Here is a 14,391-nt window from a genome sequence, read left to right as displayed (position 1 = left end):
ACACCTGATGCCCCCCAACGGCAGAGCGTGTGAAGAAGGTGTGCGAGGTGGATGGGAGGACTCGATTCCGCCTGTCCTCCCCCCTTCCCCTGGCGTAGGTTCTACCCAGATGAGAGAAACACCCCGCTCACAGGGAACTGTGGGCGAGTACAGGCCGGGGCCTCCCCAGCTTCGACCTGGTCGTGCCCTCGCGCACACAACTGGGGCCTCCGGCCTCGGATCTCCTCACCGATCGGACAGTCGCCCGCCCCAAACCCCCCGGGGCGCGCGACCACCCGATCCGTTCGGCCGCCCCGGAACCACCCCCCCTGTTCCGGGGCGGCCGACCTTCCTCTTCCTCCTCGGGCTTCCGGCCCTCCTCTTCGCGCTGATCACCTGGCAGGTCGTCGCCGACGGCCCGCTGGTGCGCGCGGACGAGCGCGTCAGCCGCGCCCTGATCCACCCCGACCGCCTCGCCGAACTCCTCGCCGACCTGGGCAATGTCCAGGTGGCACTCCCGGTCCTGGCCGTCGCCCTGGTGTACGTCGCCCTGCGCTCCCGCCGTGCCGGTACAGACCGCTGGTGGCTCCCGCCCACCGCCGCGGCCCTCCTCATGGCCCTGGTACCGGCGCTGATCATCCCGCTGAAGGACCTCACGGCCCGCCCGGGAACGCCCCTCGTGCCTCCCGGCACCGGCTACTTCCCCTCCGGCCACACGGCCACCGCGGCCGTCGCCTACGGCTCCGCGGCCCTGCTCCTCCTCCCCTGGCTGCGCTCGGCGGCAGCCCGCCGCGCCGGCGGGATCACCAGCGCGGCCCTCGTCCTCGCCGTCTCCTTCGGTCTGATCCGCCGCGGTTATCACTGGCCCCTGGACGTCGTGGCCAGTTGGTGTCTGGGTGGGGTGCTGCTCTCGTCGCTGTGGCTGTTCCTCAGGCGGCGGACGACCACCTGATCGTCCGCCTGGTCGTTCACCCGGGTCGCCGGTTCAGCTGTCGAAGCCCAGACCCAGCCGGTCCATCGTGCGCAGCCACAGGTTGCGCCGGCCCCCGTGCGCGTCCGCCCGTGCCAGCGACCACTTGGTGAGGGCGATGCCCGTCCAGGCGAAGGGCTCCGGCGGGAAGGGCAGGGGTTTCTTGCGGACCATTTCGAGGGACGTGCGCTCCGTGGTCCGTCCCGCCAACAGGTCCAGCATCACGTCCGCGCCGAAGCGGGTCGCGCCCACGCCGAGGCCCGTGTAGCCCGCCGCGTACGCGACCCTGCCGCCGTGGGCGGTTCCGTAGAACGCCGAGAAGCGTGAGCAGGTGTCGATCGCGCCGCCCCACACGTGTGTGAAGCGGACGCCCTCCAACTGCGGGAAGCACGTGAAGAAGTGCCCGGCCAGCTTGGCGTACGTCTGGGGGCGGTCGTCATACTCGGAGCGCACCCGGCCGCCGTACGGGTAGACGGCGTCGTAGCCGCCCCAGAGGATCCGATTGTCCGCGGACAGCCGGAAGTAGTGGAACTGGTTGGCGCTGTCCCCCAGCCCCTGTCTGTTCTTCCAGCCGATCGACGCCAGCCGGTCGGCCGTGAGCGGCTCGGTCATCAGCGCGTAGTCGTAGACCGGGACGGTGTACGCCCGCACCCGCCTGACCAGGTTCGGGAAGATGTTCGTGCCGAGCGCGACCTTGCGGGCGCGGACCTGGCCGTACGGGGTGCCCACGGCCATCCCGGCGCCGTACGGCCTCAGCGTGAGCGCCGGAGTGTGCTCGTGGACGCGGACGCCGAGGCGCAGGCATGCCCGCTTCAACCCCCAGGCGAGCTTGGCCGGGTTGAGCATGGCCACTCCCCGGCGGTCGTGGAGCCCCGCCTGGAAGGTCGGGGAGGCGACCTGTTCCCGTACGGCCTCGGCGTCCAGGAACTCCACGCCGTCGGCGAGGCCCACGCGCGTCATCTCCGCGTACCGGTCGCGCAGTTCCCACGCCTGGTACGTCTCGGTCGCCAGTTCGATCTCGCCGGTGCGCTCGAAGTCGCAGTCGAGGTCGTGCCGGGCGACCGCCTTCTCGATCTCGTCGAGGTTGCGGGCGCCCAGCTCCTGGAGCCGGTGGATCTCCTCCGGCCAGCGGGTGAGGCCGTTGGGCAGGCCGTGGGTGAGGGAGGCCGCGCAGAATCCGCCGTTACGGCCCGAGGCGGCCCAGCCCACCTCGCGGCCTTCCAGCAGGACGACATCCCGCTGTGGGTCGCGCTCCTTGGCGTTCAGCGCGGTCCACAGCCCGCTGTAGCCGCCGCCGACGACCAGCAGGTCGCACGTCTCGGCGCCGGTGAGAGCGGGCTCGGGCCGGGGCTTGCCGGGGTCGTCCAGCCAGTACGGGACCGGCTGGGCCTCGGACAGTGCCTTCGTCCCGTCACTGCCACGGCTCACGGCGCTCGGGGCCATGATGTCAACTCCCTACGAGTCCCTACGAGGTCTTTCCGTTATGCCTTATGCCTTATGCCTTATGCCTGGTGCGGCGATTGCCGACGACCATCGAGGTCAGGACGGACAGGACGGCGACCAGGAACATGGCCGTCCCGATGACATTGATCTGGACGGGCGTTCCGCGCTGCGCCGAGCCCCAGACGAACATGGGGAAGGTGACGGTCGAGCCGGCGTTGAAATTGGTGATGATGAAATCGTCGAAGGAGAGCGCGAAGGCGAGCAGCGCGCCCGCCGCGATTCCGGGCGCCGCGATGGGCAGGGTGACCCGGAGGAAGGTCTGCACGGGCCCGGCGTACAGGTCCTGCGCCGCCTGTTCCAGCCGCGGGTCCATCGACATCACGCGCGCCTTCACGGCCGTCACGACGAAGCTGAGGCAGAACATGATGTGGGCGATGAGGATCGTCCAGAAGCCCAGCTGTGCGCCCAGGTTGAGGAACAGGGTGAGCAGCGAGGCCGCCATGACCACCTCGGGCATCGCCATCGGCAGGAAGATCAGCGAGTTGACGGCACCCCTCGCGCGGAAGCGGTAGCGGACCAGCGCGAAGGCGATCATCGTGCCGAGGACGGTCGCGCCGATCGTCGCCCAGAGCGCGACCTGGAGGCTGATCGACAGCGAGCCGCACAGGTCCGCGACCCCGCACGGGTCCTTCCAGGCGTCCGTGGAGAACTGCTGCCACTGGTAGTTGAAGCGCCCCTTCGGTTTGTTGAAGGAGAACACCGTGACGACGACGTTCGGCAGGAGGAGATACCCGAGGGTCACCAGTCCCGCGATGACGACGAGATGGCGTCTGAGCCAGTTGACGAAGGTCATTTACACCAGATCCTCCGCGCCGGACCTGCGAATGTAGACGGTGACGATGACGAGAATCGCGGCCATGAGAATGAAGGAGAGGGCCGCGGCCGTCGGATAGTCGAGAATCCGCAGGAACTGAGACTGGATGACGTTTCCGACCATACGGGTGTCGGTCGAGCCGAGCAGGTCGGCGTTGACGTAGTCGCCGGCCGCCGGGATGAAGGTCAGCAGCGTGCCGGAGACCACGCCCGGCATCGACAACGGGAAGGTGACCCTGCGGAAGGTCGTCCACGGGCGCGCGTACAGGTCGCCCGCCGCCTCGTGGAGACGCCCGTCGATGCGCTCCAGCGAGGAGTACAGCGGCAGGATCATGAACGGCAGGAAGTTGTACGTCAGGCCGCACACCACCGCGAGCGGTGTGGCCAGCACCCGGTCGCCGGCGGTCCAGCCGAGCCAACTCGTCACGTCCAGGACGTGCAGCGTGTTGAGGGCGCCGACGACCGGGCCGCCGTCCGCGAGGATCGTCTTCCAGGCGAGAGTGCGGATCAGGAAGCTGGTGAAGAAGGGGGCGATCACCAGGATCATGATCAGGTTCCGCCAGCGGCCCGCCCGGAAGGCGATGAGGTACGCCAGCGGGTAGCCGAGGACCAGGCACAGGACCGTCGCGGCGGCCGCATAGGCGACCGAGCGCAGGAACTGCGGCCAGTACTGGGACAGCGCGTCCCAGTAGGTGGCGAAGTGCCAGGTGACCTTGTAGCCCTCCTCCAGGGACCCCGTCTGCACGGACGTGGAGGCCTGGTAGACCATCGGCAGCGCGAAGAAGACCAGCAGCCACAGGATGCCGGGCAACAGCAGCCAGTACGGGACGAGCCGGCCGCGTCGACGCGGGGGTCCTTGCTCCGGAGCGGGCGCCAGAGGAGGCGCCTGGGTGAGCGTCGACATCAGGCGGCCGTCTCTTCCTGAACGCCCGCGTCGATGTCCTGGGCCGCGTCGAGGCCGAAGGTGTGGGCCGGGTTCCAGTGCAGGACGACCTCGGCGCCGGGCACCAGCCGGGCGTCGCGGTCGATGTTCTGGGCGTAGACCTCGAACTCGGGGCAGACCGGGCTGTCGACGACGTACTGCGTGGAGACGCCGATGAAGCTGGAGTCGGCGATCTGGCCGGTGATGCGGTTGCGGCCGTCGGGTATCCCGCCCGCGTCGTCGGCGTGAGTGAGGGAGATCTTCTCGGGGCGAACGCCGACCAGGACCTTGCCGCCGGCCGTCGTCGGGGCGGAACACCGCGCCTCGGGGAGCACCAGCTTGCCACCGCCCGCCCTGAGGACGATGTCGTCGCCGCTTCTGGCGTCGACCTCGGCCTCGATCAGGTTGGAGGTGCCGAGGAAGTTGGCGACGAAGGTGGTGTTCGGGTTCTCGTAGAGGTCGGCGGGCGAGCCGAGCTGTTCGACGCGGCCCGCGTTCATCACGGCGACCGTGTCGGCCATGGTCATGGCCTCCTCCTGGTCGTGCGTGACGTGGACGAAGGTGATGCCGACCTCGGTCTGGATCCGCTTGAGCTCCAGCTGCATCTGACGGCGCAGCTTGAGGTCGAGGGCGCCCAGGGGCTCGTCGAGCAGAAGCACCTTGGGGTGATTGATCAGCGCCCGGGCGACCGCGACGCGCTGCTGCTGGCCACCCGACAACTGGTGCGGTTTCTTGCGTATCTGCTCGCCGAGCTGGACCAGCTCGAGCATCTCCTCGACCTGCTTCTTCACCGACTTGATGCCACGCCGACGCAGGCCGAAGGCGACGTTCTCGAAGACGTCGAGGTGCGGGAAGAGCGCGTAGGACTGGAAGACGGTGTTCACCGGCCGCTTGTAGGGCGGCAGGTCGGTCACCTCCTGGTCGCCGAGGAGGACCGTCCCGGAGGAAGGTTCCTCCAGGCCCGCGATCATGCGCAGGGTGGTGGTCTTGCCGCAGCCGGAGGCGCCGAGCAGGGCGAAGAAGGAGCCCTGCGCAACGGTCAGGTCGAGCGGGTGTACGGCGGTGAAGGAGCCGTAGGTCTTGCTGATGCCCGACAGGCGGACGTCGCCGCCGTGGCCGGTCTGGTCGGTCGTCGTCACGGTGATCACGCCCCAGTCAGCTTCGCGAACTTCTCTTCGAACTCTGTGTCTTCCGTCGGGGTCAGCAAGCGGAAGGAGTGGGACTTCGCGGCCATGGCCTTGTCCGGGATGATCAACGGGTTGTTCGCCGCGTCCTTGTCGATCTTCGCCAGTTCGGGCTTCACGCCGTCGACAGGACACACGTAGTTGATGTACGCGGCGAGTTCGGCGGCCGGCCTGGGCTCGTAGTAGTAGTCGATGAGCCGCTCGGCGTTCGTCTTGTGCCGCGCCTTGTTGGGGATCAGCAGGTTGTCGGTCGACGTCATGTAGCCGCTGTCCGGGATCAGGAAGTCGATGTCGGGGCTGTCCGCCTTGAGCTGGACCACGTCACCGGCCCAGGCGATACAGGCCGCGAAGTCGCCGCTGGTGAGGTCGGAGGTGTAGTCGTTGCCGGTGAAGCGGCGGATCTGCCCCTTGTCGACGGCTTTCTGCAGACGGGCGATCACCGCGTCGTAGTCGTCCGCCGTGAACGTCGCCGGGTCCTTGCCCATGTCCAGCAGGGTCATCCCGATGCTGTCGCGCATCTCCGACAGGAAACCGACACGGCCTTTGAGCCGGGGATTGTCGAGCAGGTCGGAGACCGACGTCACCTCGATGCCGTCGAGCGCCTTCTTGTTGTAGGCGATGACCGTCGAGATGCCCTGCCAGACGTACGAGTAGGCGCGTCCGGGGTCCCAGTCGGGGCTGCGGAACTGCGCGGACAGGTTGGCGTAGGCGTGCGGCAGAAGGGACGGGTCCAGCTTCTGGACCCAGCCCAGGCGGATGAGGCGGCCGGCCAGCCAGTCCGTGAGGACGATGAGATCGCGGCCGGTGTCCTGGCCCGCGGCGAGCTGCGGCTTGATCTTGCCGAAGAACTCGTTGTTGTCGTTGATGTCCTCGGTGTACTTGACCTTGATGCCGGTCCGTTTCGTGAACTGGTCGAGCGTGGGGTGCTGCTTCTCGCTCTTGTCCACGTCCATGTACTCGGTCCAGTTGGAGAAGTCGACGGTCTTCTCCTTCGCCGAGCGGTCGTCCGCGGGGACACCGCCCTGCGTACTGCCCGCCGCGGGGATGCCGCAGGCGCTCAGTGTCCCGAGTCCGCCGACCGCGAGCGCGCCGCCCGCGGAGGCACGCAACAGCGAGCGCCGGGTCATGGCGGCCCTGCCGTTCCTGAAGCTGCGCCGCACGGCGGCCACCTGGGCCGGGGACAGGTGGTCGGGCTCGTACTGTTCCATGCGCGTGGTGCCCTTTCGGGAGTGCCCTTTCGGGAGTGCCCTATGGAAAGTTCCCTTGGCGTAGCTCCAGCTCGATTTGAGTGCCGATCCTGGCAGAGCCAAGGGCGCCCAACAAGTGATTCCGTTGTTGCCTTTTGGTTACGCGACGGAATCTGTCGACCAGGTGTCGAGTCGGCGCGGAAAAAAGGGGGCCGGAGTGTCAGTGGCGCCTGCCAGACTCGCCTGCGGGGAAAGGACCCGGAAATGATCGACTCACGGGAAGCACTGATCAGGGAGGTCCGGGCAGGAGCCCGGATCAAGTATCTGTACTTCTGGGGGCACCGGCCACAGTCGGACGGCCGGGTCGGGGCGAGCTGTCTGAGCCAGTGGTGGCCGTCGCCGTTCACGGTGGACGGGGTGGTCTACGCGACCGCCGAGCACTGGATGATGACGCGGAAAGCGCGGCTCTTCGGGGACGCGGAGGCCGAGGAGCGGGTGCTGTCGGCCGGCCATCCGGCCGAGGCCAAGAAGGCGGGGCGGCTGCGGGCGGGCCTCGCGAACCGGGCGGAATGAGGCGGGGTCGGCCTTCTCGGGCCGGCCCCGCCTCCACCTCGGAGTCAGGCTGACGAAGCGTCGGCGACCCTGACTCCGGCCGGCCGGCCGACCGGCCGGTGAGGCCTGACGCGGGCTGAGTCAGACGGACACCGGCGCACTCACATGGCGCTCATGAAGCTCGCGAAGAGCAGGAGCCCCAGCAGCGGAAGGATCACCGTGGCGACGATCCCGCAGACGAGCCCGGCGGTCGCCGCTCCCCTGTTCGTGGCCTGGCCGCGATTGCCCTTGCCCCGGCCGATCGCGCCGAAGATGATCGCCAGGATCCCGAGGATGACTCCGAAGATCCACAGGAAGAACGTCAGGCTGCACACGACGCCGATGATGCCCAGCACCAGTCCGGTCGTGCCCATGCCGTTGCTCGGCTGCGGTGCCATGGCGTATCCGGGCGCCTGCGGGTAGGCGCCCACCGCGGGGGCGACCGGGTAGGACGGGGCCGGACTTCCGTAGGGGTTGCCGGGGTTCGGGTAGCCGTACCCCGGGGCGGACCCGGACTGCGGATAGGCGTATCCCCCGGCGGGCGGCTGTGACGACTGCGGCGGCTGCGACGGCGGCGGCCCGAACCCACCGGATCCGGGATTGGCGTCGGACATGAACTGCTCTCCCCTCGTTGACTGCCAGGGCATCGTAGTAGCCCTGATCACCTCGGGGGGCACCGTTTACGGGGTGGATTCAGCGGTACGGGGTGGATTCAGCGGTACGACACCGCGGACACCGACACGGTGTGGAGAGCGCCGTAGGAGGAGCCGAAGTCGTCGCCGTCGTCGCCTGAGTTGATCGCGGCCGTGATCCCGATGGCGATCAGGACGATGACCGCGACGCCGAGGACGATGCCTATGACCCCCGTGATCAGGCCTGCCTGCGCCTGGCCGTGGTTGTCGGCCTCGCCACGCTGGACCCGCTTCTTGCCCTTGATGCCGAAGATCACGGCGAGGATGCCGAGCACGATCGAGACTATGCCGTAGAGGCAGAACAGACAGCAGGCCAGGATGCCCAGGACCATCGCGGCGACGCCCAGGCCGTTCTGCGGAGGTGCCTGCATGCCGGGCCAGCCGTAGCCCACGGGATAGGACGGGTAGCCGTATCCGCCGGGGGCCGTGGGGCCGGTGGGCGCGACGGGCGGGGGCGGCACGGCACCGGGGCCGGCGCCGGGAGCGGCCGCGCCCGGGGCGGCGCCGGGGGGCGGGTAGCCGGGGGAGCCGTAGCCGGGGGCGCCGAACCCGTCGGCGGGCATCGAGGTGACCGTGGCCTGGTCGTACACCGACGGCGGCGGCGACGCGGGCGGCTGACCCGTGCCGGGAGCCTGGCCGGAACCGGGGGCCTGGCCCTTGTCCAGGGACGGCCTGTTCTCCGGTGGTGCCCAGGGGTCGTGGCCGCTACCGGCCTCCCCGCCCGGCTGCGGTGCGTTCGTCATGTCATGTCCCCCCAGGGTCGTTCGTGCCGCCATGTTACGGCCTCGCGACCGCACGCCAGAGCCCGGTCCCGGGTCGGCCGCCGCCGGGGTCCGCGCCCCAACGGCCTACGATGTCAGCGCACTCGATCAGCCGATCACCCGCGCCGCACCGCACCGCACCGCCGACGGTGCCCGGCGCCCTGTCCGGGGAGGCCCCCATGACCGACCACCTCGTCGATGCCCCTGTCCCAGGCGATCTGCACGCCTTCATCGCGTCGCTGCCCAAGGCCGAACTGCATGTGCACCACGTCGGCTCGGCCTCCCCGCGCATCGTCTCGACCCTGGCCGCCCGCCACCCCGACTCCAAGGTGCCCACCGACCCCGAGGCCCTGGTCGACTTCTTCACCTTCACGGACTTCGCCCACTTCATCGACGTGTACCTGTCCGTGGTCGACCTGATCCGCACACCGGAGGACGTACGGCTGCTGACCTACGAGGCGGCCCGGGACCTGGCCCGGCAGCAGGTGCGGTACGCCGAGCTGACCATCACCCCGTTCTCCTCCACCCGTCGGGGCATCGACGAACTCGCCTTCATGGAGGCGATCGAGGACGCCCGCAAGGCGGCGGAGGCCGAGTTCGGCACGGTCCTGCGCTGGTGCTTCGACATTCCGGGCGAGGCCGGGCTGGAGTCCGCCGAGGAGACGGTACGGATGGCCACCGACGAGCGGCTGCGTCCGGAGGGGCTGGTGTCGTTCGGGCTCGGCGGGCCCGAGATCGGCGTGCCCCGGCCGCAGTTCAAGCCGTACTTCGACCGGGCGATCGCGGCCGGACTGCACTCCGTTCCGCACGCCGGCGAGACGACCGGCCCGGAGACGGTGTGGGACGCGCTCACCCACCTGCGGGCCGAACGCATCGGACACGGCACCAGCTCGGCGCGGGACGAGAAGCTCCTCGCCCACCTCGCCGAGCACCAGATCACGCTGGAGGTGTGCCCGACCTCCAACATCGCCACGCGCGCGGTGCGCACCCTCGACGAGCACCCGCTCAAGGAGTTCGTGAAGGCCGGTGTGCCGGTCACGATCAACTCCGACGACCCGCCGATGTTCGGCACCGACCTCAACAACGAGTACGCGGTCGCCGCCCGACTGCTGGACCTCGACGAGCGGGGCGTGGCCGAGCTGGCGAAGAACGCGGTGGACGCCTCGTTCCTCGACGAAGCCGGCAAGACCCGGATCAAGGACGAGATAGACACGTACACCTCTGGTTGGCTCGCGCCCTGACCCAGCACACCCACGCCCTGACCGAGCACACCCGCGGCCTGGCCGCAGCACACCCGCGCCCTGACCCCAGCACACTCGCCCTCCGACCCCAGCACAATGGGCGCATGCAGAAGCTGACCGCCGTGGCCCATCGCGGTGACCCCTACCGCGTCCGTGAGAACACCGTCGACTCCCTGCGTTCCGCGCTCCGGCGGGGCGCGGACGCGGTCGAGTTCGACGTACGGCTCACCCGGGACGGCGTGCCCGTCCTGCTCCACGACGACACGCTGAAGCGGCTGTGGGAGCAGGACCGTCCGCTGCTGTCGCTGTCGGCGGACGAGGTGCGCGGGCTCACGGACGGCCAGGTGCCGACGCTCGCGCAGGCGCTGGCCGCGACCGGGGACAGCCGCGTGCTGCTCGACCTGCCGGGCACGCCGGATGTGCGGGCGGCCCGCCGGGTCGTGGACGTCGTGCGGGAGTGCGGGGCCGGGGAGCGGGTGTACTACTGCGCGGGCGCCCCGGCCATGCTCGCCGTACGCGCCGCCGACCCGACCGCCGAGATCGCGCTGACCTGGACCACCCTGGCCCCGCCGCGTCCCGCACTCCTGTCCGCGGTCCGCCCACGCTGGCTCAACTACCGCTTCGGCCTGGTCGACCACGCCCTCGCCGAACGCGTCCACACCGACGGCTACCTCCTCTCCGTCTGGACCCCCGACACCCGCCGCTCCATGGGCCGCCTCATCGACATGGGCGTCGACTCGATCACGACCAACCGCATCGACACGCTGTGCACCCTGCGGGACGGCGGTTGAGCAGGCCGCCGCCCCGACCGCGGGACCGCTGGACGCGGGACCGTTGAGCCGCCTCACCGGGATCCCCGTCGAGGCGGCTTCCCGCAGGGGCCCCGCAGGTCCGGCACCCGTAAGGGCGATCCCCCACAACACCCGTACGCGACAAGGGATTCACCAAGGGGGCGATCAGGGACCGGCACCCTCCTTGCCGACGATCCGCACACCCGCGTACCGCCCGAGGATGATCAGCGACACCGACCACGGAACCCCCAGGAGCAGCTCATGCGCCCCCGTACCCCCGTCGTCCTCGCCGCCACCCTCGTCCTCGCCCTGGCCGCCGGCCCGCTGGCCGCGCCGGCCCTCGCCGCCTCCACCACCACCACGACCAGCTCGGTACACACCAGGTCCGCGCCCGACGCCCACGCCCTGCGGGCCGCGATCGCCGGGCTCCCCGACGCGGACGCCACCGCCGCCCTCGTCAGGATCGGCGGCACCGACGGCAGCTGGCGCGGCAGCGCGGGCGTGCACGATCTGGCGAGCGGCCGGGCGGCGGACCCGGACGCCCGCTTCCGGGCCGGGTCGACGACGAAGGTGGTGACGGCGGCGGCCGTACTGAAGCTGGCGGCGCAGGGAAAGGTCGACCTGAACACGCCGATCCAGCACTACCTCCCGGGGCTCCTCACCCCCGCCTTCGAGCCGGTCACCGTACGGCAGTTGCTGAACCACACCAGCGGCATCCAGCCGGGCGACGGCTGGGGCGACTCCTTCGAGCAGCAGTACGCGCACCGCTTCGACACGATCACCCCACGGCAGGTCGTGGCGTCGGCGGTGGCGAAGGGCCCGGAGTTCGCGCCGGGCACGCGGCAGGACTACCTCAACATCAACTACACGGTCCTCGGCATGCTCATCGAGAAGGTGACGGGACACTCGTACGCCGAGGAGGCCACGCGTCTCGTGCTGCGCCCCGCCGGCCTGTGGGACACGTACTTCCCCGGCGCCGACCCCCGCATCCACGGCCCGCACAACAACGGCTACCAAGCGGTGAAGCGGGCGGACGGCACGACGGAGTTCGTCGACGTGACGGACTGGAACCAGGCGGACCGCTGGGCGGCCGGCGACATGATCTCCACGACCGGCGATCTGGAGCGGCTGGTGACGGCCCTGTTCGAGGGACGGATCGTGCCGCGCGGCCCCCAGCTGAAGGAGATGTTCACGGTGCCGGCGGGCATCGACGGGGCCACCTACAGCGCCGGACTGCAGCGCTTCACGTACCAGGGGCGGGTCTACTGGCTCAAGTCGGGCGCCCGTTACGGCTACGGCGCGGTGATGGCCGCGACCAGGAACCTGAGCCGCACCCTGGTCTACTCGGTCAACTCCACGGACGCGAAAGGCGAGACGATGAACCCGGTCGCCGAGCGGATCGCCGTCGCGGCCCTCAAGTAGCGGGCGCCGGAACGGGGTTCGTCGAACGGGCTCAAAATCTGCTGGGCTGCGGGACCGGCTCGGAGACCGACGGGGCAGAGGTGGGGGTGCGGTCGGGCAGAGGGGAGGCGGCGGACGAAGCGGAACCAGCGGTTTTGGTGGGCGCGTCGGCCGGGCCGCTCGTAGGCGGGGCACTGGCACGGAGGTCGCTGGTGCGGGGTTCCGGCGTCGGGTGCGGGCGCGTCGGCCGGGGCGACGCCGCCTCGGACGGCATCGTCGACGGCCTGCTCGCCGGGGACGGCGTCGTCGACGGGCTGCTCGCCGGCGGGGCGAGGGGGACGGTCGGGGAGCCGGGGGTGTCCGAGGTGGACAGTCGCAGGGGCACGATGACCAGGGCGGCGACGCCGCAGGTCAGGGCCGCTCCGGCCGCTGCGCGCAGGAGGCGGCGGCGGGCCGCGCCGCGGCGGATCGCCTCGTAGTGGCCGGGGGGTGCGCCGAGGTACTCGGCGGGGGGGTGCAGAAGAACCGTGAGCGGGTCCTCGGGATCGAAGTCCGGGCCGTCGTCAGAGTGTGTGATCAAGGCTTCTCCTCAGGTGGGCGCGGAGCAGTTCACGGGCCGCGTGGAGGTCGGCCTTGACGGTTCCTTCCTTGCGTCCGGTCAGCACGGACACCTCCCGGATCGGCATGTCAGCGTAGTAGTGCAGCAGGATCGGGACACGCAGGCGTTGCGGCAGCCCCTGCACCAGCAGGCGTACCGAGGGGTCCTCCTGTTCGGGCGTCGGGCTCACCGCGACCTCGTTGGTGGCCCGGCGCACGGCTCTTCGCTCGCGCTCCAGCTTGCGCCAGTGGTCCCGGACGAGGTTGGCCGCGGTGACGTAGAGGAAGCCGCGCGGTTCCGCCACAGCCGTCCAGCGGGCCCAGAGCCGGGTGAACGCCTCCGAGGCGATCTCGTGGGCGGTCTCGTCGTCGTCGACCAGCCGGCGGCACCAGCCGGCGAGACGCGGATAGAGGGCGGCGAACAGCTCGGACGCGGCCTTCTCGCGGGTCCGTTTCAACGTTCTCCAGGTTCGTGGGGGGCTGTCGTGGAGGAAGACCCCGGGCCGACGGCGTACGTTCCGCCGGCCCGGGACGATCCGGACGGCCGGGTCAGGGGCTCGCGGAGCTCAGCGTCGCGAAGACGATCACGTTGTCCCGGTATCCGTCGCCGGTACGGGCGCCACCGCAGGTGATGAGCCGCAGCTCCGGCCGGTCCACGTCCCCGTACACCTCGTCCGTCGGGAAATGGGCCTTGGCCACCGTCTTCACGTCAGTGACGGCGAACACCGCAGCCGTGCCGTTCTCCAGACGCGCCACGATCTTCTCGCCCCGTTGGAGGTCCTTCAGGTGCCGGAAGACTCCGTCCCCGTCGGCGCCGACCGTGACATGGCCGAGGATCACCGACGGTCCGGTCTGACCCGGTGTCGGGGAGTGCTCGTACCAGCCCGCGCGGTCGTTCGCCTGGATCGGCGGCACCTGCACGCTGCCGTCCGCGGCCAGCCCCAGCTTCATGACCGGGGTGTCGACCCCGATGGCCGGTATCCGGAGCCCGACCGGAGTCGATCGCCCCATGGCCGACACCGGCTTGGCGGGCGGCGGCGCTGAGGACGACGGCGTGCTCGCGGGCTTCCCGGTCGTGGCGCCGGTGCCGGTGCCGGCGTCGGTGCCGGGGCCGCCGCAGGCGACGAGCAGCGCGGCCAGCGCCGCGGTGGCGAAGGCGTGCCTGGAGAACCGGCTCATGCCCCGTTCGCCTGACGGCGGCGGATGAGGAACACCGCGCCGCCGCCCAGGACGACGGCCGCGGCGGCGCCCCCGCCGACCAGCACACCCGTGCCCGAGGAGTTCGAGGACGTCGGCGCCACACCGGTGTCCGGCGCACCGCTCGGCACGACGGAGACCTGATCCGACGGGGCCCGGGTCGGCTCGGGCGTCGCCCACCGGCTCGGCGCGGCGCTCGCGACCGGGGTGGCGTCGGCGGCGCGGGTGGGCTCGGCGGCGGCGCGGGTGGGCTCGGCGGCACTCGGCGCCTTGGTCGGTGCGGCGGAGGCCGCGACGGGGGTGGGGGCCTTGGACGCCCCGTCGGCGAACGCGGGCACGGCACCCGCCAGCACGGCGGTGCACGCAAGTGCCAGGGCACTGAAGCCTGTTCGGCGCATGAGTCGCTCTCTTTCGTCGGTCCGCCCGGCCGGTGGTCGACCGGCGGGCTGTGTGGTGGATCGAGCAGAGAGACGAGGCGGCGACCATAAGGGTTGCAAAGAGATGGCAAAGTCGACGGGGAGGGGCTCACGACCCCCCGGCCGGAGAGGGAAACACCGCGGCC

General features: G+C 70.6%; 15 protein-coding genes and 1 pseudogene. 5 read left to right on the top strand and 11 right to left on the bottom strand.

Annotated elements, in window-relative coordinates; genetic code table 11:
- The first annotated feature begins 139 nt into the window (after positions 1–139).
- A complete protein-coding gene (locus M2271_RS09835) occupies positions 140–931 on the top strand; it encodes a phosphatase PAP2 family protein (RefSeq protein ID WP_280886727.1) in 792 nt (263 codons plus the stop codon).
- 33 nt (positions 932–964) lie between these two features.
- On the opposite strand, the gene M2271_RS09830 is transcribed toward M2271_RS09835, so the two are convergent.
- Genes M2271_RS09830 through M2271_RS09810 form a run of 5 tightly spaced genes read right to left on the bottom strand, consistent with a single transcriptional unit; the run spans position 965 to position 6,579 of the window.
- A complete protein-coding gene (locus M2271_RS09830; protein ID WP_280886726.1) occupies positions 965–2,392 on the bottom strand; it encodes an FAD-dependent oxidoreductase in 1,428 nt (475 codons plus the stop codon).
- A 52-nt stretch (positions 2,393–2,444) separates the two neighbouring features.
- Positions 2,445–3,245, bottom strand: coding sequence for an ABC transporter permease (locus tag M2271_RS09825; protein ID WP_280886725.1), 801 nt, complete (start codon positions 3,243–3,245; stop codon positions 2,445–2,447).
- Positions 3,246–4,169 (bottom strand): ABC transporter permease, encoded by a 924-nt coding sequence (locus M2271_RS09820; protein WP_280886724.1) that lies wholly within the window; start codon positions 4,167–4,169, stop codon positions 3,246–3,248.
- Positions 4,169–5,335, bottom strand: coding sequence for an ABC transporter ATP-binding protein (locus tag M2271_RS09815; RefSeq protein WP_280886723.1), 1,167 nt, complete (start codon positions 5,333–5,335; stop codon positions 4,169–4,171). Before M2271_RS09815 ends, M2271_RS09820 begins: the two co-directional genes overlap by 1 nt.
- On the bottom strand, positions 5,332–6,579 hold the full coding sequence (locus M2271_RS09810; protein WP_280886722.1) for a spermidine/putrescine ABC transporter substrate-binding protein: 1,248 nt from the start codon (positions 6,577–6,579) through the stop codon (positions 5,332–5,334). Before M2271_RS09810 ends, M2271_RS09815 begins: the two co-directional genes overlap by 4 nt.
- 202 nt (positions 6,580–6,781) lie before the next feature.
- Here M2271_RS09810 and M2271_RS09805 point away from each other — a divergent pair.
- Positions 6,782–7,101 (top strand): annotated as a pseudogene (locus M2271_RS09805) (NADAR family protein); the annotation flags it as partial.
- Between the two features lie 170 nt (positions 7,102–7,271).
- Here the strand turns inward: M2271_RS09805 and M2271_RS09800 are convergent.
- Both M2271_RS09800 and M2271_RS09795 read right to left on the bottom strand, forming a co-directional pair.
- Entirely contained in the window at positions 7,272–7,763 is a 492-nt protein-coding gene (locus M2271_RS09800) for a DUF4190 domain-containing protein (RefSeq protein WP_280886721.1), read from the bottom strand.
- A gap of 98 nt (positions 7,764–7,861) precedes the next feature.
- Entirely contained in the window at positions 7,862–8,584 is a 723-nt protein-coding gene (locus tag M2271_RS09795) for a DUF4190 domain-containing protein (RefSeq protein WP_280886720.1), read from the bottom strand.
- A 197-nt stretch (positions 8,585–8,781) separates the two neighbouring features.
- Between M2271_RS09795 and M2271_RS09790 the strand changes: the two genes are divergently transcribed.
- The 3 genes from M2271_RS09790 (at position 8,782) to M2271_RS09780 (ending at position 12,056) form a co-directional block, all read left to right on the top strand.
- Positions 8,782–9,843 carry an adenosine deaminase gene (locus M2271_RS09790; RefSeq protein ID WP_280886719.1) on the top strand — a complete coding sequence of 354 codons (1,062 nt, stop codon included), beginning with the start codon at positions 8,782–8,784 and terminating at the stop codon, positions 9,841–9,843.
- 104 nt (positions 9,844–9,947) lie between these two features.
- Positions 9,948–10,634, top strand: a complete 687-nt coding sequence (locus M2271_RS09785; RefSeq protein WP_280886718.1) for a glycerophosphodiester phosphodiesterase — start codon at positions 9,948–9,950, stop codon at positions 10,632–10,634.
- A 261-nt stretch (positions 10,635–10,895) separates the two neighbouring features.
- On the top strand, positions 10,896–12,056 hold the full coding sequence (locus tag M2271_RS09780; protein ID WP_280886717.1) for a serine hydrolase domain-containing protein: 1,161 nt from the start codon (positions 10,896–10,898) through the stop codon (positions 12,054–12,056).
- Positions 12,057–12,087: 31 nt separating this feature from the next.
- Here the strand turns inward: M2271_RS09780 and M2271_RS09775 are convergent, their stop codons facing one another.
- From M2271_RS09775 to M2271_RS09760, 4 genes are all read right to left on the bottom strand, one after another.
- Complete coding sequence (locus M2271_RS09775; RefSeq protein WP_280886716.1) at positions 12,088–12,615, bottom strand: hypothetical protein; 528 nt, start codon at positions 12,613–12,615, stop codon at positions 12,088–12,090.
- Positions 12,599–13,090, bottom strand: coding sequence for an RNA polymerase sigma factor (locus tag M2271_RS09770; protein WP_280886715.1), 492 nt, complete (start codon positions 13,088–13,090; stop codon positions 12,599–12,601). Before M2271_RS09770 ends, M2271_RS09775 begins: the two co-directional genes overlap by 17 nt.
- A gap of 91 nt (positions 13,091–13,181) precedes the next feature.
- Positions 13,182–13,811: a class F sortase gene (locus M2271_RS09765; protein ID WP_280886714.1), complete on the bottom strand. Its 630-nt coding sequence runs from the start codon at positions 13,809–13,811 to the stop codon at positions 13,182–13,184.
- The gene (locus M2271_RS09760) at positions 13,808–14,227 is read right to left on the bottom strand and encodes a sortase-dependent protein (protein ID WP_280886713.1); all 420 of its coding nucleotides are present in this window, start codon (positions 14,225–14,227) and stop codon (positions 13,808–13,810) included. Before M2271_RS09760 ends, M2271_RS09765 begins: the two co-directional genes overlap by 4 nt.
- Positions 14,228–14,391 lie beyond the last annotated feature (164 nt).

Source organism: Streptomyces sp. LBL (assembly GCF_029893585.1).
Lineage (GTDB): Bacteria > Actinomycetota > Actinomycetes > Streptomycetales > Streptomycetaceae > Streptomyces.
Note: the sequence above shows the minus strand (reverse complement) of the source record. Positions and strands in the feature narration are given on the sequence as shown.